The organism is Flavicella sp. IMCC45668 (assembly GCF_057219105.1).
Genome location: NZ_CM170114.1, coordinates 3,159,267 through 3,184,758, shown reverse-complemented (window position 1 = coordinate 3,184,758; position 25,492 = coordinate 3,159,267). Strand labels below are relative to the sequence as shown.

Below are 25,492 nucleotides of genomic sequence, written 5' to 3'. Positions count from 1 at the left end.
AATTATTAAACTAGGTAGAAGAATGTAAATACAAATACCCATACTAAATCGACAAAGTGCCAGTATAAACCAACTTTTTCAACCATTTCGTAGTGACCTCTTTTTTCGTAAGTACCAATGATAACATTAAAGAAAATGATAATATTAAGTACAATTCCAGAGAATACGTGGAAACCGTGAAAACCTGTAATAAAGAAAAAGAAATCTGCGAATTGACTACTTCCATATTCGTTTACTTCTAGATTAGCTCCTTCAACAACTCTTGCTGCTTGAGATAAATATTTCAATCCTTCACTTCTAGAAACTATTACTTTCTTTTTAGTCTCAGGATCAATCTTCTCAATTCTTAAGTTTACATGAGGATTTGCTTTAAAAGAAGCAACTACTTCTTCTACTGTATAAGTAGGGTTTGCATCACCTGATTCAAACCACAAACCATTATGTCTTGTATGATCAACTCTTTCTTTAGGATGAGAAGTTACAAAGTCAGCTAAGGCAATTTGATGTCCATTTTCTGCAAATTGAACAATCTTACCATCTTTTAACTGAACCGCTCCATAAGAACCTTGAATGAAATTTTTCCATTCCCATGCTTGAGAACCAACAAAAATAATACCTCCAATAATTGTCAAGAACATGTAAAAAGTCACCTTTTTCTTATTCATGTTGTGACCTGCATCCACTGCCAATACCATTGTTACAGAAGAGAAGATCAAAATAAACGTCATCAAAGCAACGTAATACATCGGAGCGTGTGTCCCATGCATAAACGGAAAGTGAGTAAACACCTCATCTGCGATAGGCCAAACGTCAATAAATTTAAATCTTGTCAAACCGTAAGCGGCAAGGAATCCTGAAAATGTTAATGCATCAGAAACGATGAAAAACCACATCATCATTTTTCCATAACTAGCTCCCATAGGTCTTGTAGAACCACCGTCCCACGTTTTACCTTCATTTTGATCAGCAATATTTGCTCCCATAAATTTCGTTTAATTAATGTATAATTCTAATTAGTTGGCAAAAATAACAATTTTAATTAAGTATTAAAATAGAAAAAGCAAAATAAGCCTATCCATAATAAATCTAAGAAATGCCAAAATATTTCTCCTAGCTCTAACCCTAGAGTATCGTCCATTGTATACAACCCTCGAATCTGCTTGTAAAACACTACTAATAAAGATATTAACCCTACCGAAACGTGTAAAATATGAGCAAAAACAATTACCATTAACATACTAGATGACACCGCACTTTTGGGTCCTGTAAAATACAATCCCATGTCTTGTAACTCATGAAATCCTTGAAATTGACCATAGACAAACCCTAATCCAAGGACTAAAGTGATCAACAACATGATTGTTGTCATTGTTTTATTCCCTTTTTTTGCAGTTTTCTTTGCAATAAAATAAGTCACACTACTCAATAGAATACAAATGGTACTCCATTGGAATGCAGTTGGCAAATCAAAACTCACCCAATCCTCTCTGTTACTACTAATAACATAAGCACTTGTTAACCCGGCAAACATCATAGTCATACTAACCATTGAAATCCACATCATCGGTTTTGCTCCTTTTCTTCTACCTTCTCTTAATTCTAAATCTACAGTATTGTCCATAGTCACTAATTATCTTTAATGTAAAAATTTATCTATCACATATATCACCTGCACAACCGTAATATACAATACGCTTGAAAGCATTAATTTTCTTGCCATTTCTCTACTATGATCCTTCAACATCTTTACCGCATAAAACAACATACTTGCTCCTAACATAAATATCACCACAGCTGTTAATGGATATATATAAAAACTACCTGTTAACTTTAAAACAGGCGCTATAGAAACTAAAATCATAATAATTGTATAAAGTATAATTTGTCTTACTGCACCGTTGTCTTTTTTTCCCATTGGCAGCATATTGAAACCCGCCTTTTTGTATTCTTCATCTTGCAACCATCCAATAGCCCAAAAATGAGGAAACTGCCAAAAAAACTGAATCAAAAACAAAAAACCAGCTTCTACTCCAAAATTATTTGTTGCAGCAACCCAACCCAACATAAAAGGAATTGCCCCTGGAAATGCTCCCACAAAAACGCACAAAGGAGTGACAGGCTTTAATGGAGTATAAACGCTTGTGTATAGAAAAATTGATATCGCACCAAACAAAGCACTCTTAGGATTGATTGAGTATAAAATTGCAATACCAAAAATTGTAAAACTTACCGCAATCACCAATGCCGTTCTCACAGACATTCTTCCTGCAGGAATTGGACGATTTTTTGTTCGCTTCATCAAGGCATCTGTATTCCTTTCAATAATTTGATTAAAAGCATTGGAAGCTCCCACCATAAAATAGCCCCCTATGGCAAGTAAAAAAATCACATAATATGAAATGGAGTCATTATCAACTGCCAACAGATAACCTGCAACAGATGAAAACACAACACTCATAGACAAGCCCATCTTTGTAAGCTGCTTAAAATCACTCACCAACGTAGAAGATTTTTCACTTTGCTCTACTTCCTCAACAACGGATCCCATTTCCTTGAATTAAAATTTTTGCAAAGATATTTCTTTCTTATGTATTGACCATCAAAAATTCCAAAATTGATAAGCTCTAAGAAATATCAAGTACTCTTACTCCTATAAAAAAAAGCCAAAAACACTATAAACAACAGTGATTCAATTAATTAAAAAATATATTTATTTTTTGTTTTCTAGTAACAAATATCATGTATCTTTGCAACCGAATTTGAGCAATCAAAATCGCCACGCTCGAGTGGTGGAATTGGTAGACACGCTGGACTTAAAATCCAGTGGACTGTAAGGTCCGTATGGGTTCAAGTCCCATCTCGAGTACTAAGCCTGTTAACTTTTTGTTGACAGGCTTTTTTATTTTGCAGATTTTTCTTGATAACATTTAGTTCTATTTCTACCGTATAACAAGATTCCTATTCAACATAAAATTACCCATATTTTACAAATTGTGCATTTAGTTTAAATATTTTACTTTTATACCAACCTTATATTTGGATTTTCTTGATTCTATGTTCCTAAAACCAATTTCTTTTTTATCATCCTTGCTCTTTATATTATGGATTGACTTTAGTGGTTATGCACAATATTTTGAAAATGACTTGACATTTAACAAAAATCTTTTTGAAATAGCAAACAACAATGACATCAACCTAAGCGTTTTTGCAGAGGATGAAACCCGAGGAAAAGTTGTGAAATTCAACAACAAAACGAATCCACTTTCTATCAACTCCCAACGCGATAAAAATATTTCTGTTGCTTTTTGGATCAAACCACAAAACATAGAACTACATCCAGGAACTATCTATGGAGAAGAAAATAATTTTTACCTGCGGTATCTCTCTAACCAACAAATACAGTTCAATCATTTCAACTTAAAAGACACAGAAACAAAAGCCGTTCTTTCTGAAAATCGTTGGCAACATATAGGCTTTACTTTAAACACAAAGGGTCGATTAAAAATTTTCTTGAATGGTGATTGTATTTTACAAGACAGCATCAAAAACAATTGGTGGAAGAGAAAAGGAAAAACATATATAGGAACGGATAAGTATGATACTAATGCAGAAGGATTTTTAGACAAATTACAAACTTGGAATCGCGCCATTTCTGAAAAAGAAATGATGGAGGTTTACATGACTTCCTTAAAATCTCCAGCTATAGATTTTGCACTTAACCTGTACCTTCCTCTTGAAACGAATCTTCAAAACAAGGCAGCAACAAAATCAAAATTAATAAGTGAAAAAAATATTTCCTTCGAAAGCGACAATAATGGAATTGGATCTGCGCTGTTTACGCATAAAACATCTTATCTAAAATTCGAAAATGTGAAGTTTGGCCATCAACAGACTATTTCTCTTTGGGTAAAACCTAGCGACAAAGATAGAATAATGGCTCTTGTAGGAAATAGCGATTTTTCACTTCGCTATTTACCAAAAACGGGCAAGCTATGGTTTAGCGTTCCTTTAAATTATGGCATCTTAGCGAATCCTCCTAAAAACATAAACACCAAAGAATGGACCCATTTAGCCATATCTTTAAATTACAATCACCTTATTGATTTTTATATCAATGGAAAAAAAACAGACAGCAAACAGATTTATCAAAATACTGGAAAAGCCACTTATTTAGAAATAGGCAAAAGTTTCTGGAACAATTATTACGATGGAAACATTAAAGAAATTGCTTTATGGGATAGAAAATTATCAGATGCTGAAATTGAAAAAATCTATAAGAACAATATTGAAATTTCCTCAAAGCAACAGTACACAACAACGTTAACGGTTTCTGTGATTATTTTAATCGTTTTTTTAACACTCGTATGTTTAAAACCCTTTCGAAAAAAGAAGAACCTCATCAACAAAACTAGTGAAATTTCAATCAAACCTGCAATTCACGAACTCCCTAAACTACCCTTAAAAAATGCGATCTATTTTTTAGAGAAGTTTAGAGCCTACAATGCTAATTCAGAAAATTTCTCAAATGAATTTGCTCCTACACTGATTAGATTATTTTTAATTATTTTAATCTACCCTAAAATTTTCAAACGTCATATCAGCTCTACCGAAATGTCTGAAGCCCTTTGGCCCAATGAAACAAACTCTCAACAAAAAAACAATAGAAGTACAAACATCCATAGACTTAGAGGTATTTTAAAAAATATTGAAGGACTCACATTAGAATACAAGAACAAAACATGGCAGATTGAAGTTTCTGACGCTATTTTTATTGATATCCTTTCAATAGATCAATTATTTTCTCAATGGAATACCATTGAGCAGTTACACAAATTAACATTTGACAAAACTATTTACACGCATAATTTTGATTTATTATTAAGACCACTACAGGATAATTTAACATCTAATGTTCATAAAAACATTGAAAGCTGTATCCTCAATAAAGAATGGAATAAAATTATTTATTTGGCAAAACTATGGCTTACGTTAGATTCCCTTTCTAAACCAGCTATAGAATACTTGATAAAAGCGCAAATAACGACACATCAAAACCAAAAAGCCCTCTCTTCCCACAACAGCTTCTGCAAGAACCATCTAGATTTACTAAACAAATCTTTTGATATAGAATTTAGCTCTTACACCCCATACCACTAGAGAAAGTAAAAATAATCTAGTCAAAAAAAGCTAAAAAAAGACGCGAACTTTTGAAATAAATTTTATATTTGCACTCGCATAAAAAATGCGAAAGTAGCTCAGGGGTAGAGCATCACCTTGCCAAGGTGAGGGTCGCGGGTTCAAATCCCGTCTTTCGCTCCATATCATTCCAATGCTCGAGTGGTGGAATTGGTAGACACGCTGGACTTAAAATCCAGTGGACTGTAAGGTCCGTATGGGTTCAAGTCCCATCTCGAGTACGAAGCCTGTTAACTTTTTGTTGACAGGCTTTTTTATTCTCTATCAATTCTTGATTGTTTTTCAATCACTTCTTTGTGCACCTCGTTTCCATCAACATCATAATGAATAAACTCAATTATGGGAATGTTTTTTTTTCGATACACATTGACCCCTAAAAACCCTCCTTGAACTCTTAAGAATTTATGTTCTGGTTTTTTATTTGACTGAGACCAACCTTGAGCATGTGCATTACTAGTTGGCCCTTGTGAGAACTCCAACAAACCTGTTTCCGCGTCCTTAGACACATACTGCCAATGTCGATCTCCATTGACAACAAACATACCGTTTTTCATCAAAAACGCTCGCAACCAATCTCCTTCTGTCTTAAATGCTTTGTTTACATGATTATCACTTTTACCTGAATCTCTATCAGGACCAACTACCGGAGTTGCAGACATTAAAATTTTAAAAGTTGCATCAGAAGCAGCAACCGACTTTTTAAACCATTCTATTTGTTCTTTTCCAAAAATCGTTTTGGACACACCATCTTTTAAGTAATTAGGGGATCTAAATTCTCGACCTTCCAACAACCACACCTCTATATCTTTTCCCCATCGAATTGATCTATATGGCTCACCAACCAAAGGAGCTTGTTCATACCATATTCTCAAACCATCTTCATAGGTAATTTCACCAAAAGGTTTCATTCCGGGATAAGCGTCATTACTTAACAAATCATGATCGTCTTTCTGAAGAAACAATGGAACATGATTATAAAAATGAACAGAACCTGGCCAAGCATTTATAGCATGCCATTTCATTCTTGCTTGTTCAACTGTAACAGCCATTGGCCCAGGTTTATCATAATATACAAAATCTCCTGTCTGACAATGGAAAGCCGGTTTTTTGTCAAACATGGCATCATAAATCTTAAACCCACGATCTTTATCATCATAATCCCAAAAATATTGACATGTTGAGGAAGTAAAATACACAGGAACAGCAACATCGCTTTTGGGAGACGTTTTAAAGCTTCCGAACACCGTAGAAATGGGAGTATCAGGTTTTTTAACCCCTTTTTTAGGCCGTCCCTTGAACTTCCTTCCAAAGACTTTTACTTTATAACGAGTGTTTGGCTTCAAACCCGTAATTTTTTTCTTAATCGTATAATCCTCCAGGACGGACACAAACTCCCATCCAAACTCTAAAGTATCTTTTTCACTCATGAACAATACACGCACCTCTCCAAATTCACCGGTAACCTCACCGTCCATCTCTTTTACAGGGGCACTATTGTTAAATTTTAGTGGAGCTCTATAAGGAGCCTCTCTTCTCTCATGAGTGATAGGATTGGGAAATTTTTCTTTACATAAACGTGTCCAGAAAACAGCAGAAGTATCCGTCACTTCACCCATTTTAAATCCTGTTGTAAAATATACATGATCCATAGTTTGAGAAATAACTCTTGAACCGACCAGCAAAATTAAGATTGTTAATCTAAAACTTCTATACTTTAATCTCATAACATTATTTTTATTCTAAGGTCCTAAGCAAAATCATAAGTCTTTTCTTCTAAAACTGGCACTCTCAATTTACCATCTTCTTGTTCCATTTTATTAGCAACCTTAATTCCAAGCAATTTAATATTTTTTTCTATCTCGGACACACCCACGCAACACCCTAACCCTTAAGTTATTGAACAACAATAAAACATCCTATTACCGCTCCATAAATAAATTTAGACAGCAAAAAAATGGCAAATTCAAGGTACTTCCTTAAAAATGCTACTCCGGAGGGCTCAAGTATTCAAGGAAAAATAATTCTGCATGGTGATACAAATCCAGAAACCAATAATACTTCACATTGATAGAATATTCTTGATTTTATTCAAAAAAAAGGTAACTTTATAGCCTATTACAGAATTCCCAAAAACTACGCATTTCATGAAGTTACATCTTGAAAAAATTCCAGTTATAGAAGAAATCACAAAAAAAGAATTTGTAGAAAATTATCTTAAAAAACAACGACCTGTTGTGGTAAAGAAATTTTCAAAAGACTGGCCTGCGTATAAAAAATGGAATCTTGATTATATGAAAGAAATTGCAGGGGACAAACAAGTTCCTCTGCATGACAGTAGACCTATTGAGGCTAAAAAATTCAATCAGCCACATGCCTATATGAAAATGAATGAATACGTAGACTTATTAAAAGAAAAACCTACCGATTTTCGTATATTTTTATGGAATATTTTAAAAGAAATCCCTTCACTTCAAAAGGACTTTGAATATCCTGATTTAGGAATTTCTTTCTTAAAAAGTTTGCCTACTCTATTTTTTGGCGGTTACAAATCATATACCTATATGCATTATGATATAGACCTAGCCAATATTTTTCACTTTCATTTCGAAGGTCAAAAACAATGTATTTTATTTGACCAAGAACAATCGAAATATCTATACAAACTGCCCAATACGTTAAGAACTCATAGTGATATTGATTTCTCTAATCCCGATACCGAGAAATGGCCAGAACTAAAAAATGCAAAGGGACATATTGCAAATTTAGAGCATGGTGACATGCTTTATATACCTGAAGGTTACTGGCATTATATGAAATATATCACACCTGGTTTTTCTATGAGTTTAAGAAGTATCCCCAAAACACCGAAATACTTAGCCAAAGCCGTTTACAATATTGCTGTTATGATGCCCGTAGAAAATATAATGCGACGCACCATGGGAGAGAAATGGATTGCTTGGAAAAACAATCATGCTGAAAAAAAATCTTACGCAAAAGTCTAATCCACTATTCGAAAGGTAGCTTATCAATTTCAGTGATTTTATTTTGCTCACCTTTTTCTACCTTAAAAAATTGAACATTTTTCACTTCAACTATTTTTACATAAAATACACCATCAGAAAAATCTGATAAGTTGTATTTTTTTTTATACGAATAGCCTTTTGCAAGAGTTTCAGTAAATAAAAGTCCTCCCTCGCCATTTTGAAAAACAACTTGGATGGCATTATTTACCGCCGAGGCTTTTAATAAAATAATATGTGATGCTCCTTCTTTAAATGTCAATGTAGGCTTTGATCTTGCTTGAACAGATTGCGTTAATCCTGCAAAAAAAAGTATGGTAAGAAATAAATATTTTTTCATAAGACATTTATAAAACTAGGTTTCCTTCACAAAACTAATACATTAGATTTAAGTTCCAACAAAAGTTAGCAAAAAGATAATTTCTCAGATTCTATCCTTTTCAATTGTACTTAATTTGAGGAGCAAAAAAAATTTTTTTTTTACGCTCAAAAAGCTTTTATATGAAACAAATGTTATATATTTGCACCCGAATTAAATCACTCGCTCGAGTGGTGGAATTGGTAGACACGCTGGACTTAAAATCCAGTGGACTGTAAGGTCCGTATGGGTTCAAGTCCCATCTCGAGTACTAAACCTCCTAACATTTTGTTAGGAGGTTTTTTTATTTTAGAAACTATTTTGTTTTCCATAAAACAAAGGATAACTCAATGCTTATTTACAAACTTTCCTTTATAGTAGCCTGAATAAGTCTTCCCGTCTTTTCTAACAAAAGAAAAATTAAGCTCTATTTGATTGCCTGAGATTTTTTCAATACTTACCGTGGTGCTATTCGCATTCAACTCAAGATCTTCATCAAACAACAAAACTGTTCCATTTGAATATTTCAAATCTTTAAGCCTACCATTTACTTCAAGTTTATAATCCAAAACATTAGAATACATCTTTTGTTTCAAACTTGTATCTAAAATATCAAAATACAATTGCGTTACACCGGTTACCTCATTGCCACTTTGAATTTTAGAATCCGATATATTAAAAAATCTAAATCCAATATCACTTGCCGTATTATTTTCTGTATTTTCATCATGAATCCACAACGTTTCAAATTTGTGAAATGTTCCGTTAATATGGATACCATTTCTAGACTCTTCCATTGTTTCTTTTTTTCCACATGACGCTAAAACAAAAAGCATTAGCATTACTAAATAAAATTTAATTCTTAAGTTTTTCATTTTTTTATGTTTTTTAGTTCTTATTAGTAACAGTGTAAAACATCCCGAAAACCCCTAATTAAAAATCAAATTTTTCAAACTTTTTTAGGACTTTGATTTTAACAATCACTAAAAACATAGCAAAACACTATACTCATACTATAATTTGAACATTTGTTCTAGCATCAACACGTTATGTATTAGTTTTTGTTAGATGCGTAGCAACTCTTTTCAAAGGACGAACTGTATCTTGCTAAAGAAAATATTAAAACAATACTATTGTGAAAAAAATCTTTATCCTAATACTTCCTATGCTATGCATGAGTATTCAAGTATCTGCTCAAAAATTGCCAAATATTATTGTTGTTCTTGCAGATGATGTTGGATCTGGTGATATTTCAAAATACAGGAGTCTACATTCAGATGCTATCAAAATAGAGACGCCAAACATTGATCAATTAGCAACAGAAGGAATGTTTTTCACAAATGCTCATGCTCCCGCTGCTTTATGTGCAACCTCTAGATATGCGATTATGACAGGAAATCATAACTATAGAAGCCCGTTACCATGGGGTGTATGGAGTGGATATGCAGAAAACGTGTTTACACCTGAAACATTAACTCTCGGAAGACTAATGAAAAAAGCAGCTTACCAGACTGCATTTATCGGAAAATGGCATTTGGGAACCGATTTCGGAAAATATTCCAATGCAAACGAACCTTATAGAACTAGAAACAAAAATAAAATTGACCTTGATTTAAACATTGAAAAAATTATTGGAGGTGGACCAATGCAAAATGGATTTGACTATAGCTTTACCCTCCCATCGGGAATTCAAAATGTACCCTATGCAGTTTATGAAAACGACCAATGGTTCCCTTTGTATAAAGATTCACAAATTGGAATTATTAATAAAATGTATATGGAAAACCTAGGCCTAAAACTCAACAAAAACCAAGGCCTAGGGGATTCAAAATGGAACCCTAAATTAATAGGTCCACTTTTAGCTAACAAAGCGGTATCTTATATTTCTAAAAAAGCGAAAGAGGACAAACCTTTCTTTATGTACTATTGTTCGCAAGCAGTACACAGTCCACACACACCTGCCGACGAACTTAACGGCATCAAAATCGCAGGTACAACTCCTTCAAAACATATGGACATGATTAAAGAACTTGATGTTCAGATGGGAATGTTAGTTCAAGAACTTAAAAAACAAGGAATTTATGAAAACACAGTATTTATCTTCACCTCTGACAATGGAGGCCTGCATATAGATGGAGATACCTGGAATGCAAGACACGAACCTAGTGATATTTACAGAGGTTGCAAAAATGATCCTTATGAAGGAGGTAGTCGTGTTCCGTTCATCGTTTCTTGGCCAAAAGGAATAAAAGGAAACGCACAAACTAACAAACCTGTATTAGGACTGGATATTTCTGCAACCATCGCAGCAATTGCAGGAATAAAACTAGAAGATGATCAGGCAATCGATTCATATAATTTACTACCTATTTTACAACAAAATAAAAAAGCCAAAACCCATCCCTATGTGATGCTTCAAGGAGGGTCCGCAAAACAAACTATGATTATTGAAAACGGTTGGAAGTTAATTATTCAATTTGACAAAAAAGATAAAACGGATCAAACCAGAACTCCTGTTGCCCTATTCAATTTGAATAATAATGTTAGAGAACATGAAGAATTAAACCTTATCTCTAACAAAAGATATCAAAGAAAAGTAAACTACTTATTAAAAAAATACAATGATACTAGAGATGGTAAAAAACCAACTGGTAATCACTTTTAATTCCTACCTATGAGACTTACAATATTTTTTATTTTTTTGACAAAATTTTGTTTGAGTACTGCTCAAAACGAAAAGCCAAACATCATCTGGATTTTCTCTGACGATCATTCTTATCAAACCATTGGTGCCTATGGTGGACATTTAGCTGCGCTCAACCCGACACCAAACATTGACAAACTAGCAAATGAAGGTATGAGGTTTGACAAATGCTACGTAGAAAACTCTATCTGTGCACCCAGCAGAGCTACATTACTTACAGGGAAAATGAGTCATATGCATGGTAAATACAATAACACTAAAAAGGTTGTATTCAATCATGATCAAGATCAATTTCAAAAGACACTAAGAAAAAATGGCTATGAAACGGCCATGATTGGAAAAATACATCTCGATGGTGACATGCAAGGATTTAATTATTGGGAGGTTTTAATTGGTCAGGGTTCTTATGTAAATCCTGTTTTAAAATCAGAGGAAGGTGAAAATAAATACGAAGGATACACTACCGATATTATCACGGACAAATCTCTAGATTGGTTGCAAAACAAAAGACATAAAGAGAAACCATTTATGTTAATGCTGCACCATAAAGCACCTCATAGACCTTGGGTTCCTAAAAGAGAACATATGAAACTTTACGAGGGAATGGAAATTCCTGAACCCGCAAACCTACACGATGATTACGCCAGTAGAACTACTGCTGCACACAAACAAACTTTGAGTATTTTACATGACATGACACTAGATAGAGATTTAAAAATGGCTCCTCTAGAAAAAGAATGGCATAAAAAACAAGGTATTGACGATCGTTTTGATGCTAGGTTAGAAAAATATAAAAACCTCAACTTAAGCGGACAAGAATTAACTCGATTAAAATATCAAATTTATCTTAAAGATTATCTGCGTTGCATTTGGAGTGTTGATGAAAATATAGGAAGGGTTTTAGCATATCTAAAAGCATCTGGATTGGATAAAAATACGGTTGTAATGTACTCTTCAGATCAAGGGTTCTATATGGGAGAACATGGCTGGTTTGATAAGAGATTTATGTATGAAGAATCTTTTAGAACGCCCTTAATCGTAAAATGGCCAGGCACTATTAAACCAGGAAGCATCAATACTGATCTGGTTCAAAATATAGATTTTGCAGAAACCTTCTTAGATATTGCCGATATAAAAATCCCCAAAGAAATGCAGGGTAAAAGTCTTGTTCCTTTGATGAATGGAAAGACTCCTAAAAAATGGAGAAAATCGTTATACTATCATTACTATGAATATCCCGGATCACACGCCGTAAGACGACATGAAGGTGTCTCTACCAAACAATACAAACTAATTCGTTTTTATGGAGAAGATGTACCGAATGGTGAGGAATGGGAACTTTATGATTTAATTGCTGACCCTTCTGAAATGAACAATATTTATAGCGATAATTCTATGAAAAAAACAATTTCTCAACTAAAAAAAGAATTGAAAAAATTACGCAAACAATATGAAGTAAAAGAATAACAGCATATGAAAAATACAATTCTAAAATTATGTATCGTTTTTGTGACAGTTCAACTTACGGCTCAAAAAAGACCTAATATTATTTTTCTATTATCCGATGATCAAACAAGTATTGCAACGGGCTGTTATGGGAATGACCAAGTATTGACCCCGAATATGGATAGATTAGCACAAGAGGGGGTATTATTCAAAAATCACTACAATACCACTGCAATCTGTATGGCTAGTAGAGCAATCATATTAACCGGTATGTATGAATACAAAACAGGTTGTAATTTTATGCACGGTCCGCTTCGTACAAAAAAATTCCAAAAATCATACCCGGTTTTACTAAGAGAGGCAGGATATTTCACGGGGTTTGCCGGAAAATTCGGAATGGCAGTGTCTGATGGAGATAGCTGGGATGACAAATCATGGGATGTTTTACCAACCGATTCCTATGATGTTTGGGCAGGTGGACTCGGTCAAACCAATTATAAAACCGAAAAAAACGTACATATTGCTAAATATGCTAAAAAATACCCTCATAGTACACGTGCATACGGCGCTTGGGCCAAAGATTTTTTGATTGAAGCAAAAAAAACCAACAAACCGTTTTGTATGTCCATCAGCTTTAAAGCTCCCCACTTGCCGTTTACGCCAGATTCTTATTTTGATTACGTATACAAAGGAAAAGAATATCAAAAACCAAAAAATTACGGTAAAGAAAATGCGACACATCTCTCTCCTCAAGCAAAATCAGGAAGGCAATACAACAGCTATAATTTCTGGAGAGATTCTGACGCGAGCTATCAAACTGCAATCATTAAATACAATCAATTAATTCATGGGGTAGACTATGCCTTGGGAATGATTAGAAAAGCCTTAGAAGAACAAGGTCTAGCAGACAATACAATTATCATTTTTACAAGCGATAATGGCTATAGTTGTGGTGCTCATGGTTTGGCCGGAAAAGTACTTCCTTATGAAGAGGCCTCTAAATCACCTTTGATAATTTTTGATCCAAGAAGTCCTCAAAACCAAAGAGGAATACAAAGAGAAATTGTTACTGGAAATATTGATATGGCCCCTACTATTTTAAATTATGCAGGATTAAAGCCTTTAAAAACCATGGATGGTGAACAGCTTCAAACACTCATTGAAAAACCAAAAAAATTTAAAAGAGAATCCATGGCACTTGCTAACATGTGGGGGAATGATGAAATACAGGCCATGTCTGTTGTTACCAAAGATTGGAAATATATCTATTGGCAATACGGAGACAAACATATGAACCCTACAGAAGAGCTTTACTACATTGGAAAAGATCGTTTAGAAATGACCAACAAAGCAAAAGATCCTGACTATAAAAATCAGCTCAAAAAAATGCGCTCATTATACGACAAACAACTGAAAAAAATTCAAAAAGAAGCAACTCAGGACAATCATTATCAGAAATATGGAATATTATTTGACAGGCATGCTTCTACAAAATCCAAACAAATATTTTTAACCGGTACTTATGCCGAAATGTTAAAAGCCAATTCAAAGAAGAAAAAACATTAAAAAAAAGAGTTTCTGATAAGCTACAGAAACTCTTTTTTTTTAATACCATTTATTTAACCTCAATGGTATATTGTGGCGTTGGATTCAAAGGACAGAAATACACATACTTCCCTTTAGTTAAAGTAACAACAGAAGTTTCTGACACCTTACCGTTTTTTATAGTTTCTTTTACATATGCTTCCTTGATATGATGTGCTTGATCCGTTTTACCTTCAGGTGCAATTACAAAACCTACCTCGTGATCTACTCCGTTATTTGCAATTTCAAAGATGTAATCTCCTTCAGATAAGACCAATCCATGCACAGAAAAATCTCCGGTGGTTTGTTCTAATTTAACGGTTTTAGCTTTTTGAGCAGCACTATTGTTTGAGAATAAACTTACAACTGCTATAAAACTGAATAGGATATATTTTTTCATGATATTACTTTTTTTTATGTTATTTATGATACTAATGATTCTTTTACTAATTCTTGAGCTACCGGGAAATCAATCGGGAAATCAGCTAGATTATGAATATAATTACTGATTGTTTTATCTCCCACAACAACGACCAGATCAATTAAATTCTCCTCTGTGTACCCAACGTTAAAAAATGCCGCCTTTTGCACAGCGTCAATTCTTCCTTTATGCTCCGCAATCGCTTTTGCTGTTTTTGCTAAAACATCTAACTTGGCATCAAAAGAAGCAGAACCACTTCTAATCTCAAGAATTTGATTCTCATCAAATCCATTCGTTTTACCAATTACAGTATGTGCAGACAAACAATATTTACAGTTATTTATTTGACTTACTACTAAATTAATGACTTCTTTTTCTTTTGCTTTTAATGAAGTTTTTCTGTTTTGAAAACTTAAATAATCCGCCAAAGCAGTTTCGCTTTTAGCATAGTATGCATAAAGATTCGGAACAAAGCCTAATTTTGATTTTAAGGAGTCAAATATTTCTTGATTCTTTGGAGATACTTCCTCCCTAGTTGGTACGTTAAATTGTGACATCTTTATAGTTTTTTAATTGTTATTAATTATTTACACTGCAAAGATGCGACGCTATCCTATTTTAGAAGTTGGTCAAAATTCCCTAGGAGTTAGCAATTTTTCCCAAGTGCTGTTTTTCCTTATATTCTGTGGGTGAAACTCCCTCATATTTTTTAAAAAATCTACTAAAAGATTGTATATCCATAAACCCCAAATCATATGAAATTTCTTTAACTGTTAGATCCGTATAGATCAACATTCTCCTAGACTCTAACAACTTTCTATCGTGTATATATCGCAAGGGAGTTTTAGCTCCCATTTTTGCAAAAATATTTGAGAGCGTTTTTGGTGACTTAAATAATAATGCAGCATAATCTGCTACACTGTGTTTTGTTTTAAAATTTTTTTCAACTAAAAAATTAAATTCTCTTACTATATCAGAATTCTCAATCAAATCTGGATACTTTTCTTTTTGCTTGTATATACGAGTTCCTAAAATTAAATACCGTTTTAACATCATTTGCAGCATATCAATTTGAAGACTATCATTTTCCTCCATTTCAATTAAAAACATTTTCCATAAAGTTTCAAACTTATCTAATTCTTTACCTTTTATGGTAATAACAGGAAGTTGTGAAGCTCCAAAAAACAAAGCGCCTTTGCAACTCACCTCAATATCATGATCAAGAATACAATAAAAAGGCCTATTGAATCTTAAAAATCTTATTTCATCAATTTTCGCTACTTCTACCTTATGAAATTCAGTTAGGTATAAAATTTGATTTTTTTGAAACACATACTGTTTTCCGTCAATTTTAATATGGTTTTCATCTTGTTGAAACCATAGAATGGTCAAACTACTTTCTACAACTTCCTTTAATACAGAACACGTATCAGATGTAACAATTTCCAGATGTAAATACTCCTCCGTAGAACCAATAAATTTCATAAAAATCAAATTATAATCTATGCATATCTAAGTCGAATTTATTTAAGTTCATTACTAAAACAAAAAAAAGGAATCCGAAAGGATTCCTTTTTCTTGCATATTAAACTCATTAATCTTTTAAAATGTTCAGCATATCTTGATCTATAGTAGGAGATGCGTATTTTTTATCTATTTCTAAAGATTCATATCCCTTTTCAACTTTGTAAACAGTTGCATTTTGTCCATCCACTACTTTTAAATAATAAACGCCCGAAGGCAACTCTGTCATATCTAACTTTTTTCTATACGTGTTGCCAACCTCCAACTCTTCGTCATACAAAACAACACCCTCGGTATCTTTTATTTGAATTTTAGTTTTGTGTTCAATGGGTACAGTTGCTAATGAAACATGATCAACATCAATTGTTCTTACTCTTACAGTCTCAGACGGCTCAATAGTGTTTGCATTTACTGCTACTCCCAACAGCAAGATGCCAATTCCAATGGTTTTTACGATAAAATTTTTCATGATATAATTGTTTTTAAATTGCTTTCATTTATGATAGCGTTAAATACATTCAAAAACCCTAATTTTTACAAAAAAAGAGGGAGATCATAAACTGACCTCCCTTTATCTAAACTAAACCTCTTTTGTAACCTACAATACTGCTAACATTTTTTTATTCATATTATAAGTAGGAATATCAATTTTCACTGATAATTCATTGTACGTTTTCTTCACTGAGTATTCTTTAGAATAACCGTCTGCAATAATTTCTAAATAATATATACCTGCTGGTAGGCTAGAAATATTATATGTTTTTTGCAACTTAGTGCCGGCTTTCATATCTTCAAAATAAATTACAAATCCATATGCATCTTTTATAAGAAGTAAGCCTTCACTTTTCACTTCTTTCATTGAAAATGTAAATTTTTCTGCATTTACAGACTGTACTTTCATTGCTGGTTTCGGGTCCACATTCTTTGCATTTACCAGTACTCCCACTAATAGAATGCTCATTACGATTACTGTTCTAATTGTGTTTTTCATAATTTTCTGTTTTCAATTATACTTCAAAGATACAAGGGTTTAATCCTAAGCAACACATGATTATTGTCATAAATATGTTTTATTTTAACATAAAACACAAAAACAATAAAAAAACAGGGTAAAAACAAACATTTTTAAATATTAAATCAGCACAAAACCTATGAATAAGCAGGTTGTGATTTTTAGAAATCTTTCGGACAGTAATAGTTTGAAAATTTGACTACACATTTTGGAGAAAAAAAATAAAATTTACCACTATCATCACTTAAATGAACTTGATAACCAATCTTTTTGGAGAGATATATTACAAAACAAAAAAGGGAAACCAATTAATGACCTCCCTGCTTCCAAACTTATTTAAACCATTTTTATAATTCATTACTATTTTTCATTTGTTCTTGTAGAAAAAATAACAATAGTAAACATATTCAAAAACCCTAAAACATAAAAAAGGGACAACCCAACACTGTTGTCCCTCTTTACCAAATTAAACTAAACTAAACTAAACGTATTTTTAATCCATTAATATTGCGAGTACTTTTTTATCAATCTTAGGAGATTCAAAGTTTACTTTTACTTCCAAACGATCATATTTTTTTTCAATAGAATAAATCTTACTATGAACATCATCAACAATTTTTAAGTAGTAAGTACCCTCAGGTATTGTTGAAAGATCATACATCTTTTTATAAGTAGCGCCACTTTTAACCTTTTCTCTATACATGGACACTCCCATATCATCTTTTATTTGAATAACCATTGTACCTTCTAATTCTTCAACAAATACCACAAATCTGTCTGCATTTACAGACGTTACTTCCATTACTGGTTTCGGATCTACATTCTCAGCAGTTGCAACTAGTCCCACTAGCAGCATGCTCATTGCCATTAATTTTTTAATTGTGTTTTTCATAATTATTTGTTTTAATTATACCTCAAATATAGAGGCATTCTAAAAAAAACAACTTGTCGAATTTGCCTACAATATGTACTATTTTAACCGCTACTACAAAAACATATAATTAATAGGTTAAAATCAAATATTTTATTGCTGTTTGACAAACTCCAAACTACCAAAAATCAGTTTTGGAGGAAACTCTATTAAAAACCCTTTTAAACAGAACAAAATTGTTACTTTTAATAAGTCAAAAAAGTAAAAAACTATGAATAAATTATTATTGGCAATTGAATATTTACTTTTATTCATTCTTCTTCCTATTTCATTTTGTTTTGACTATCCTATTTTTATAAAAATTGGTTTAGGACTATTCTTTTTTATTTTTTTAATTACCTATTTAATTAAATCCAAATACCCTTTCCTAAAAAGTCCTTCGATCACTTACCAAAAAAAACTTGGCCTTAAAATTGGTATAATTTTTTTGGCTCTAAGTTTCATAACCATTGCTTATTTAAAAACAACGCATCCAGAGAATCTATTTAATGTAATCCGTGCCAATCCAAAAATGTGGATTACCTTTATCGCTGTTTATTCTTTTCTTTCAGTGATTCCACAAGAAATAATTTATCGAAGTTTTTATTTTAGTCGATATAAGATATTATTCCCCAATCCCACAGCGCTAATCATTTCTAATGCGATGGTATTTTCATTGGGTCATATTTTTTTTAATAACATATTAGTGAGTGGAATTACTTTTATCGGTGGTCTTGTATTCGCATTTACCTATGCAAAAACCCGATCTTTATGGCTAGTATCTTTAGAACATGCCATTTATGGCTGTTGGCTTTATACAGTAGGATTTGGAGCTGCATTAGGCTTTCCTGTTCCATAATTTTGTTGCTCATGAAACCCATATCGACAATGAGAAAACCCTATTAAGTTTGTTTGTCTATATTTTTGGGTAACAATCATTAATTCAACTCTATGCGTTATTCAGTTTTATTCAATTTGGCATTTATCTGGTTTTTCCAGCTTACCATCGCTCAACCCAAAACAAAACAAAATGTCTTGTTATTGTATATGGATGATTTACGTCCTGAACTTAATTGTTATGGCAGTAAACATATAAGCTCTCCAAATATTGATGCTCTTGCCTCCGAGGGTATACTTTTTAAAAATGCCTATTGCAACGTTCCGGTATGCGGAGCCTCAAGAGCAAGTATGCTTACTGGAATGTACCCAACTTCTCATAGGTTTTTAAATTATAATACTTTTGCTTCCAAAGAAGTTCCTAGCGCAATAAGTCTTCCTAAATTATTTAAGAAAGCAGGTTACACAACTATTTCCAACGGAAAAATATACCATCATTTAGATGACAATACAGATGATTGGGACGAAATTTACAGACCTTATGCTTTTGATAAAAACACCAATAACCTAAGTCCAACTGAATACTGGCAATCGATTTGGAAGGATTATCAAACTACTAAAAATAAAAACATCTATAAAAATACTGGCAACGGCCCCGCATATGAGAAAGCCACTGTTCATGATTCAACTTACATAGATGGAAAAATGACTCAAAAAGTTTTAAGAGATCTTAAAAAACTAAAAAAATCCAAAAAGCCATTTTTTCTTACCGCAGGCTTTATATCAAATCATTTGCCTTTCAATGCTCCAGACACTTACTGGAACTTATACCATAATGAAGACATCAAACACCCTTATAATAACTTTAAACAACAAAATATACCTAATATCGCAGTAGGTAATTTTTATGAATTAAGAGCTTATCAAAACATCCCTAAAAAAGGACCTGTTAACAGCCAAACTTCATTGCAACTGATACATGGGTATTATGCCACCGTTAGTTATGTTGATGCTCTAATTGGAAAAATTCTCAAACAACTAAAAGCACTTGACCTTGAAAAAAACACTATCGTTATTTTAGTATCTGATCACGGATATTTACTTGAAGAGCACGGTGAATGGGCAAAATTCACCAATCATAAATTAACCTCGCAAGTACCGCTAATCATAAAAACACCCCAAACTAAAAATAAAACAGTTGATAATTTGGTTGAATTGGTTGATTTATATCCAACACTAATAGAGATTTGCGGCATCAATCCTCCACAAAATCAATTAGACGGGAAAAGTTTTTACCCTATATTAAAGAACAACACTACAACTAATAAAACTTTTGTTTTTACTAAAAAAGGAAATGGATTTACCTTAAAAACAAAATCCTTCAGTTATACAGAGTATATCAATACAAAAACCAATGTTACCATTGCTAAAACATTATTTGATCATCGTGAAGACCCTGACGAAAATATTAATATTGCCAACAATCCAAAATTCAAAAGTAAAATTCAAGAATTAAGTACACTACTGCATCAGAATTTTAAACATCAAATTTCAGAATAAAAAAAGCCTAGGTTTCTGCCTAGGCTTCTTTCAATATACATACAATCATTTTAATTTAAAACTACCAGCTTTTTGGTAAACTGAATACCTTCCTTGGTGGTTACTAGAAGCAAATACACACCTTCTTGTAAACCCGTTAAAGATATTTCATTGCTCGTTATTCTATATTTTTTAACGATTTGTCCTGTGGTGTTCACAATGGCTAACGCTTCTAAACCCTCATAATTTTTAAGAAACAGTCTATCCTGTGCAGGATTAGGATAAAATGAAAACTTCTGACTAACATTCTTCTCAAACGGAACAGACAAAGGATCATCGATTATCCCGGTTACATTATCGAAATAATAGGTTCCTGGATCTTTTCCAAGGTTAATTTTTAATTGTACTTCTTGGGTATCTTCATCCATATCTATATCATATTCAAACAATGCATAATCACTTCCTAAATTCATTACAGGTGAGGTTTTATTTGTTACTACTCCTAGAGTATTTTTGACAGAAACTTGATATCTAAACGTGGCTCCAGCGTTTGGTGATTTTGCATAACATTTTATTCGAAGTGTTTTATCCTTTAAACTACTGTAATAAATGGTGTTTTTTAAAGAAACTTTGTTATGTCCATCTCCTGTTGTAACATTAACTCCATAACTATGATCTCCTTCATACGACTCCGAAGCTCCATCAAAATTTGTTGCCTCAGCTGTTCCTGAAACAGCAAAATCCCAATTTGAATCAAAATCACATTCAAAATCGCCATTCACTACAATTCCTCCTTCTTCTAAAATATCACAATACCTATCTCCTTCCTTTTTTCCTAAAACACTAACTTCTGCCAAACTTAACCTTCTAGAACCTTCTCCCATAACACGAATATATCTCGCCTTAGTTCCTACATTAACATTGGAAAACAACCTAGATCCTGCGGTTCCTCTATAATAATACACCAAAGCGTTTGATTTGGCAGTTGCTAAATCAACATCTCCAAAAGGCTCATCATCAATCAAAACATAAAAGTTTTTAAAATCATCTGATACCGTTCCCTTATTCGCTCCATTCATTTTTTGAGTACCCCAAATTTCGAAAGATTCAATATCAAAATTCTCACCTAAATCCAAATCCCACCATGGCTCAGATTCTATATTTGTATATGCAGAAGACCCAACAGGAACCAACCCTTTTTGATAAAATTGAGCATGCAACCTTCCATTTATATTACCATCAATTGCTTTTGATGCAGGGGTTTCAATTGTAACTCCTTCAAAGGTCTGATCAGTAGCAGTAGAACTTTGACTCACTGTTTTTCCTAAACTGATTATTTGCGTTTGAGGTAACAAAGCTATCGCACTTTCATAAGTAGCATTTGTATAGGGTACCGTATTAGGTGCATTTAAAATTTGCACGCGTATTGGTACTGTTTTATACTCAAATGACACTCTATCTGGAACGGACTCTTCGATAATAAAATACAATTGATCTCCATTAGCAGCATCTTTATATACTCCATTTTTTGTCAGGTACTCTTCTAGTTTTACCTGAGATGCAAATTCATAAATTCGCTGAGGGTAATCAAATCTTAAAGATCCTTGGGCCCATGCCGATTTAATTCCATAATTATAAAACCCAATTGCGTCAGAAATATAACCATCCACTTCAAATCTAAAATCATTACTTGCTATGTCAATTTCTAAATCAGCCTCTTCTGTAACGGTAAATGCCAAAGGTCTTGTACTCATAACATCTTCAGTATCTAAATAAACTATATTATCGCAATGTTCAGTATAATTATAAGTTCCTCCATCAGTATCTAACTCAATTTCATAATGTTCTGTTACATTACTCTCACTATAATTGATAAAACTCCATTGTGTAAATCCATTATTCCTAGTCTTTAAATTAAGATAATCTGTCCCTAATCCAACAACTTTGGATACCCTTATTGCTGCTGCACAATTTTCAATTTTGATATTTTCAAAAGAATGATTAGAAGAATGTTTCCACAAATCTATAGCTCGTGAATTTTCATTTTTACCAGAAATATAAACATCTTTAAATGAATAATCCGCTTGATAGGTTAACTGAAGTCCAATGTTACATCCCCATGATTTGAATCCATCAAACACAGATCTAGACTCATGATTTACAGCCATATCTCTTTCTATTGAGTTCATTGCATTATAAGTATTTATAACCTCCGTATTTTCCACGATTAATGCAACCTCAACCGGCATTACTCCATCTTCTTCTATACTTAATCCATCCACATCTAACGGAAAATGATTTACCTGATGGCTTGGTCTAAGCTCTGCTAAAGCAGCAGGATCTACTCTATGAAGATTCGTTAATACTGGATTGATATTTGTAACCCCAATTCCAAAATTAGAATCTGTTATTACATTATTTCTGCAAACAACTGCACGACCTCTCATTCCTAATCCTTCTCCTCTAAACAAATAGTCATCGTAAAACAATGCAGAATGATAAAAATCAGGATCAAAATAATTCTCCCCTTCTACAGGTGTATAAGCATCCTCAGTTCCGGGTCTTGCTTTTGTTATTTTAACCAACAAATTATCATCCCAAAAACCAGTTTCATTTCCAGCCTCAGAAACGATACCCGCACCTGCCACTTCATAAACTATATTATCATCAATCTCAGCATGAGAATCATGATGCGTAATTCCCCATCCTGGATTTCCCCAAACAACATTTCCTTCTACATGTGCTGCATTGGTTCCATTAGTAGCACCTGTCCTGTGTAAATGAATAGAATACCTACCTCTACTGTTTGTTATTTTATTAGCATCTGCATTTTTTAACTGCATACACTCTTGTCCTAACGCTGACAGTTTAGAGGTAAAAACTTTTGGTTCCAACCACATATCATACAAAAAATCATCTGCAACTCTGGACTTATCTGTTCTTCCTAAATTCTTAAAAAGTGCATATCGAAACTGAACATCCAATGGGTTGTGCATTGCCATTACATGACCTCTTCTTGAAACCTCTGAAATATCTGCTGACGAAAAAGTTATATTTCTAGATAGATTTCCTATATAACAATGCAATCCTTGTAAAGCATTACCTTCATGATTAAAATTGATATTCGCAGCAGTATTTAATACAGTACCGTTTAATGTACCTATAGTTTTTTGATCTACCCCACGAGAAGCTGTATCTATGTTTCCGCCGCTTGTAATAACCAGTTCATCACCGACTTCCCAACCTTCTGGAGCAAACTCCAAATTGACAGTTTTCTGCGCTTTCGCCGCATCAGATGCCAATTTCACTTTTGTTGTTTTTGTTTTTCCAAGTACTTGAATTTGTCCCATCGTTGCAAGTCCTAAAGAAAGCTGTTCTGCATCCCAACTTGAACGTCCATATACTCCCGGACCATCATCGATTGCAACAGATGAATGTTCTGACAATGTAGTATTCGCATTTCCTTCTGCTGCAGTATCAAATCGATCAACGTTTCCCGTTGTAGTTAATTTATAGGTTACTTTATAATGTAATTGTTGATCAGAAAAATGTGATTTTGCATTTGAATTCCAATCTAAATCATAAATTTTCTCTACGTCATTTTTATGCTGTTCAATATCGAAAGGTTTGAATACAATATCTATATCCCCATCTGTAGTTTCATTGGCATGGATATAGATCTTAGACATCATAGTACCATTAAAGGTATCGACTATTAATTTAGTAGTTGCTGCACTATTTGTTTGCGACATTGTAAAGGTACCATGTACTTTAATGGCAAAAATATGCTCCTCAGAACTTTGTTCATAAGTAACACTATATGATGATGGAATTACAACAATAGCCCCAGAGGTTGGCACCGTATTCGTACTCCAGGTTGAAGGTGTGAACCAAGAACCGGATTTTACAGCGGTATGGGTTGCTGTATTGTCTGGAATTAAATCAGCAATTGAACTTGCATTTGTAGTGCTAGAAAGCACCATAAAAAGCATATATATATATTTGGTAAGTTTCATTTAGTTAAGTGTGGTTGGTTTAAACGATATCGTTATAAGTAGTTTGATTTATTTTTTCGATAAGTATCCTAATGAGACTAAAAATTCGTCCATTGCAATAACAGTTTTCTCAAAATATGGACTTTTATTAAAAAATGAATGTGGTTGATCTTCATATAAAATTAAGTCACATCTACTGCCAACAGCTTTCATCCTTTTCTCAAACTCCAAAGAGGAACTCACAGGTGTAGTTTTATCTTTGGTTCCAAAGAACACAATAGTTGGAGGGGCTCCTTTAGAAATATTATGCAAAGGAGAGATTTCTTTATAGCGCTCTTTTACTTTCCCATACCCATATCCATTTTTACTATTATCATATACAGGATTAAATAATACCAAGGCATTTGGAACTGAACTTATCGAAAGGTTTTCACCAACTTCTTCCAATCCTTCCACATTACCACAGGCAGCTGCCAAATGCCCTCCTGCAGAACCACCGCCTGAGGCAATTCTAGCTGGATTCACATGAAGTTTCTCTGCATTTTCACGTACATACCTAATGGCTGATTTTGCATCATTAACTGCTTCAAAGGGACTTGTTTTATGCTCATTAAAAATTCTATATTCAACAGAAATCGCAATCATTCCTCTACTCGCTAAGTAAGAAGACTGTCTTTTAAAAGCTTTATAATTTCCTCCGTTCCATCCTCCACCATGAAAGAAAACCATACAATTATAAACTTTACTAGCATCAAAATTTTCAGGTTTATAAATATATAAATGCAGCGGAATAGAATCCACCGTTTTGTAAACTAACACTTCAGGTTTGATTTCAGGAATTTTTAGTTGCGCCATTCCTGTGACACAGAAGCAAAAGAAAATTAATTTAGAGATGATTTTCATATTAAAAATTTTATGGGGTTTAAGTTGACTCAAAGTTAGCAAG

The 25,492-nt window shown here is 33.1% G+C and carries 21 protein-coding genes and 4 tRNA genes; 11 read left to right on the top strand and 14 right to left on the bottom strand.

All coding sequences use genetic code 11. The annotated features are described in order from the left end of the window. Positions 1–5: 5 nt before the first annotated feature. The 3 genes from AC2DZ0_RS12890 to cyoE are packed head-to-tail and all read right to left on the bottom strand — an operon-like array spanning position 6 to position 2,548. Positions 6–983, bottom strand: a complete 978-nt coding sequence (locus AC2DZ0_RS12890; protein ID WP_484490461.1) for a cytochrome c oxidase subunit 3 — start codon at positions 981–983, stop codon at positions 6–8. 56 nt (positions 984–1,039) lie between these two features. After that, a complete protein-coding gene (locus AC2DZ0_RS12885; protein ID WP_484642230.1) occupies positions 1,040–1,621 on the bottom strand; it encodes a cytochrome c oxidase subunit 3 in 582 nt (193 codons plus the stop codon). A gap of 15 nt (positions 1,622–1,636) precedes the next feature. Then, entirely contained in the window at positions 1,637–2,548 is a 912-nt protein-coding gene (cyoE, locus tag AC2DZ0_RS12880; protein ID WP_484642228.1) for a heme o synthase, read from the bottom strand. 232 nt (positions 2,549–2,780) lie between these two features. Between cyoE and AC2DZ0_RS12875 the strand changes: the two genes are divergently transcribed. The 4 genes from AC2DZ0_RS12875 to AC2DZ0_RS12860 all read left to right on the top strand — a co-directional run bounded on the left by AC2DZ0_RS12875 (position 2,781) and on the right by AC2DZ0_RS12860 (position 5,417). Next, a tRNA-Leu gene (locus AC2DZ0_RS12875) sits at positions 2,781–2,866 on the top strand. Positions 2,867–3,087: 221 nt separating this feature from the next. Beyond that, positions 3,088–5,157 carry a LamG domain-containing protein gene (locus AC2DZ0_RS12870; RefSeq protein ID WP_484642227.1) on the top strand — a complete coding sequence of 690 codons (2,070 nt, stop codon included), beginning with the start codon at positions 3,088–3,090 and terminating at the stop codon, positions 5,155–5,157. Positions 5,158–5,244: 87 nt separating this feature from the next. Next, a tRNA-Gly gene (locus AC2DZ0_RS12865) sits at positions 5,245–5,319 on the top strand. 12 nt (positions 5,320–5,331) lie between these two features. Further along, a tRNA-Leu gene (locus tag AC2DZ0_RS12860) sits at positions 5,332–5,417 on the top strand. Positions 5,418–5,450: 33 nt separating this feature from the next. Here the strand turns inward: AC2DZ0_RS12860 and AC2DZ0_RS12855 are convergent. Beyond that, entirely contained in the window at positions 5,451–6,920 is a 1,470-nt protein-coding gene (locus AC2DZ0_RS12855; protein WP_484642226.1) for an alkaline phosphatase D family protein, read from the bottom strand. Positions 6,921–7,340: 420 nt separating this feature from the next. On the opposite strand from AC2DZ0_RS12855, the gene AC2DZ0_RS12850 reads away from it, so the two are divergent. Continuing rightward, positions 7,341–8,198, top strand: coding sequence for a cupin-like domain-containing protein (locus AC2DZ0_RS12850; protein WP_484490457.1), 858 nt, complete (start codon positions 7,341–7,343; stop codon positions 8,196–8,198). A gap of 4 nt (positions 8,199–8,202) precedes the next feature. Here AC2DZ0_RS12850 and AC2DZ0_RS12845 read toward each other — a convergent pair whose 3' ends face one another. Beyond that, complete coding sequence (locus AC2DZ0_RS12845) at positions 8,203–8,556, bottom strand: hypothetical protein (RefSeq protein ID WP_484642224.1); 354 nt, start codon at positions 8,554–8,556, stop codon at positions 8,203–8,205. Between the two features lie 203 nt (positions 8,557–8,759). Between AC2DZ0_RS12845 and AC2DZ0_RS12840 the strand changes: the two genes are divergently transcribed. Next, a tRNA-Leu gene (locus tag AC2DZ0_RS12840) sits at positions 8,760–8,845 on the top strand. 76 nt (positions 8,846–8,921) lie between these two features. Here the strand turns inward: AC2DZ0_RS12840 and AC2DZ0_RS12835 are convergent. Next, positions 8,922–9,449 (bottom strand): hypothetical protein, encoded by a 528-nt coding sequence (locus AC2DZ0_RS12835; protein WP_484642223.1) that lies wholly within the window; start codon positions 9,447–9,449, stop codon positions 8,922–8,924. A 260-nt stretch (positions 9,450–9,709) separates the two neighbouring features. Between AC2DZ0_RS12835 and AC2DZ0_RS12830 the strand changes: the two genes are divergently transcribed. Genes AC2DZ0_RS12830 through AC2DZ0_RS12820 form a run of 3 tightly spaced genes read left to right on the top strand, consistent with a single transcriptional unit; the run spans position 9,710 to position 14,290 of the window. Further along, positions 9,710–11,239: a sulfatase family protein gene (locus tag AC2DZ0_RS12830; RefSeq protein WP_484642222.1), complete on the top strand. Its 1,530-nt coding sequence runs from the start codon at positions 9,710–9,712 to the stop codon at positions 11,237–11,239. A gap of 9 nt (positions 11,240–11,248) precedes the next feature. After that, positions 11,249–12,745 carry a sulfatase family protein gene (locus AC2DZ0_RS12825; protein WP_484642220.1) on the top strand — a complete coding sequence of 499 codons (1,497 nt, stop codon included), beginning with the start codon at positions 11,249–11,251 and terminating at the stop codon, positions 12,743–12,745. A gap of 6 nt (positions 12,746–12,751) precedes the next feature. Then, positions 12,752–14,290 carry a sulfatase family protein gene (locus AC2DZ0_RS12820; protein ID WP_484642218.1) on the top strand — a complete coding sequence of 513 codons (1,539 nt, stop codon included), beginning with the start codon at positions 12,752–12,754 and terminating at the stop codon, positions 14,288–14,290. A gap of 49 nt (positions 14,291–14,339) precedes the next feature. On the opposite strand, the gene AC2DZ0_RS12815 is transcribed toward AC2DZ0_RS12820, so the two are convergent. From AC2DZ0_RS12815 to AC2DZ0_RS12790, 6 genes are all read right to left on the bottom strand, one after another. Further along, positions 14,340–14,708 carry a cupredoxin domain-containing protein gene (locus AC2DZ0_RS12815; protein ID WP_484490451.1) on the bottom strand — a complete coding sequence of 123 codons (369 nt, stop codon included), beginning with the start codon at positions 14,706–14,708 and terminating at the stop codon, positions 14,340–14,342. Between the two features lie 23 nt (positions 14,709–14,731). Beyond that, complete coding sequence (locus tag AC2DZ0_RS12810) at positions 14,732–15,286, bottom strand: carboxymuconolactone decarboxylase family protein (RefSeq protein WP_484642216.1); 555 nt, start codon at positions 15,284–15,286, stop codon at positions 14,732–14,734. An 82-nt stretch (positions 15,287–15,368) separates the two neighbouring features. Further along, a complete protein-coding gene (locus tag AC2DZ0_RS12805) occupies positions 15,369–16,214 on the bottom strand; it encodes a helix-turn-helix domain-containing protein (RefSeq protein WP_484642215.1) in 846 nt (281 codons plus the stop codon). Between the two features lie 109 nt (positions 16,215–16,323). After that, positions 16,324–16,722 carry a T9SS type A sorting domain-containing protein gene (locus AC2DZ0_RS12800; RefSeq protein ID WP_484642213.1) on the bottom strand — a complete coding sequence of 133 codons (399 nt, stop codon included), beginning with the start codon at positions 16,720–16,722 and terminating at the stop codon, positions 16,324–16,326. Between the two features lie 129 nt (positions 16,723–16,851). Then, positions 16,852–17,244 carry a hypothetical protein gene (locus AC2DZ0_RS12795; RefSeq protein WP_484642212.1) on the bottom strand — a complete coding sequence of 131 codons (393 nt, stop codon included), beginning with the start codon at positions 17,242–17,244 and terminating at the stop codon, positions 16,852–16,854. 514 nt (positions 17,245–17,758) lie between these two features. Further along, positions 17,759–18,157 (bottom strand): hypothetical protein, encoded by a 399-nt coding sequence (locus tag AC2DZ0_RS12790; protein WP_484490446.1) that lies wholly within the window; start codon positions 18,155–18,157, stop codon positions 17,759–17,761. Between the two features lie 250 nt (positions 18,158–18,407). Here AC2DZ0_RS12790 and AC2DZ0_RS12785 point away from each other — a divergent pair, with 250 nt between their 5' ends. Together AC2DZ0_RS12785 and AC2DZ0_RS12780 are read left to right on the top strand one after the other, a co-directional pair. Beyond that, complete coding sequence (locus AC2DZ0_RS12785; RefSeq protein ID WP_484642211.1) at positions 18,408–19,034, top strand: CPBP family intramembrane glutamic endopeptidase; 627 nt, start codon at positions 18,408–18,410, stop codon at positions 19,032–19,034. 92 nt (positions 19,035–19,126) lie between these two features. Continuing rightward, positions 19,127–20,572, top strand: coding sequence for a sulfatase (locus tag AC2DZ0_RS12780; RefSeq protein ID WP_484642209.1), 1,446 nt, complete (start codon positions 19,127–19,129; stop codon positions 20,570–20,572). Positions 20,573–20,622: 50 nt separating this feature from the next. Here the strand turns inward: AC2DZ0_RS12780 and AC2DZ0_RS12775 are convergent, their stop codons facing one another. Further along, positions 20,623–24,567, bottom strand: a complete 3,945-nt coding sequence (locus tag AC2DZ0_RS12775; RefSeq protein WP_484642208.1) for a T9SS type A sorting domain-containing protein — start codon at positions 24,565–24,567, stop codon at positions 20,623–20,625. A 48-nt stretch (positions 24,568–24,615) separates the two neighbouring features. After that, positions 24,616–25,449: an alpha/beta hydrolase gene (locus AC2DZ0_RS12770; protein ID WP_484642207.1), complete on the bottom strand. Its 834-nt coding sequence runs from the start codon at positions 25,447–25,449 to the stop codon at positions 24,616–24,618. Between the last annotated feature and the right edge of the window lie 43 nt (positions 25,450–25,492).

Coding starts and splice junctions, on each gene's coding strand:
- AC2DZ0_RS12890 (WP_484490461.1), bottom strand. CDS start 983: ATGGGAGCAAATATTGCTGATCAAAATGAAGGTAAAACGTGGGACGGT.
- AC2DZ0_RS12885 (WP_484642230.1), bottom strand. CDS start 1,621: ATGGACAATACTGTAGATTTAGAATTAAGAGAAGGTAGAAGAAAAGGA.
- cyoE (WP_484642228.1), bottom strand. CDS start 2,548: ATGGGATCCGTTGTTGAGGAAGTAGAGCAAAGTGAAAAATCTTCTACG.
- AC2DZ0_RS12855 (WP_484642226.1), bottom strand. CDS start 6,920: ATGAGATTAAAGTATAGAAGTTTTAGATTAACAATCTTAATTTTGCTG.
- AC2DZ0_RS12850 (WP_484490457.1), top strand. CDS start 7,341: ATGAAGTTACATCTTGAAAAAATTCCAGTTATAGAAGAAATCACAAAA.
- AC2DZ0_RS12845 (WP_484642224.1), bottom strand. CDS start 8,556: ATGAAAAAATATTTATTTCTTACCATACTTTTTTTTGCAGGATTAACG.
- AC2DZ0_RS12835 (WP_484642223.1), bottom strand. CDS start 9,449: ATGAAAAACTTAAGAATTAAATTTTATTTAGTAATGCTAATGCTTTTT.
- AC2DZ0_RS12825 (WP_484642220.1), top strand. CDS start 11,249: ATGAGACTTACAATATTTTTTATTTTTTTGACAAAATTTTGTTTGAGT.
- AC2DZ0_RS12820 (WP_484642218.1), top strand. CDS start 12,752: ATGAAAAATACAATTCTAAAATTATGTATCGTTTTTGTGACAGTTCAA.
- AC2DZ0_RS12815 (WP_484490451.1), bottom strand. CDS start 14,708: ATGAAAAAATATATCCTATTCAGTTTTATAGCAGTTGTAAGTTTATTC.
- AC2DZ0_RS12810 (WP_484642216.1), bottom strand. CDS start 15,286: ATGTCACAATTTAACGTACCAACTAGGGAGGAAGTATCTCCAAAGAAT.
- AC2DZ0_RS12805 (WP_484642215.1), bottom strand. CDS start 16,214: ATGAAATTTATTGGTTCTACGGAGGAGTATTTACATCTGGAAATTGTT.
- AC2DZ0_RS12800 (WP_484642213.1), bottom strand. CDS start 16,722: ATGAAAAATTTTATCGTAAAAACCATTGGAATTGGCATCTTGCTGTTG.
- AC2DZ0_RS12795 (WP_484642212.1), bottom strand. CDS start 17,244: ATGAAAAACACAATTAGAACAGTAATCGTAATGAGCATTCTATTAGTG.
- AC2DZ0_RS12790 (WP_484490446.1), bottom strand. CDS start 18,157: ATGAAAAACACAATTAAAAAATTAATGGCAATGAGCATGCTGCTAGTG.
- AC2DZ0_RS12785 (WP_484642211.1), top strand. CDS start 18,408: ATGAATAAATTATTATTGGCAATTGAATATTTACTTTTATTCATTCTT.
- AC2DZ0_RS12780 (WP_484642209.1), top strand. CDS start 19,127: ATGCGTTATTCAGTTTTATTCAATTTGGCATTTATCTGGTTTTTCCAG.
- AC2DZ0_RS12775 (WP_484642208.1), bottom strand. CDS start 24,567: ATGAAACTTACCAAATATATATATATGCTTTTTATGGTGCTTTCTAGC.
- AC2DZ0_RS12770 (WP_484642207.1), bottom strand. CDS start 25,449: ATGAAAATCATCTCTAAATTAATTTTCTTTTGCTTCTGTGTCACAGGA.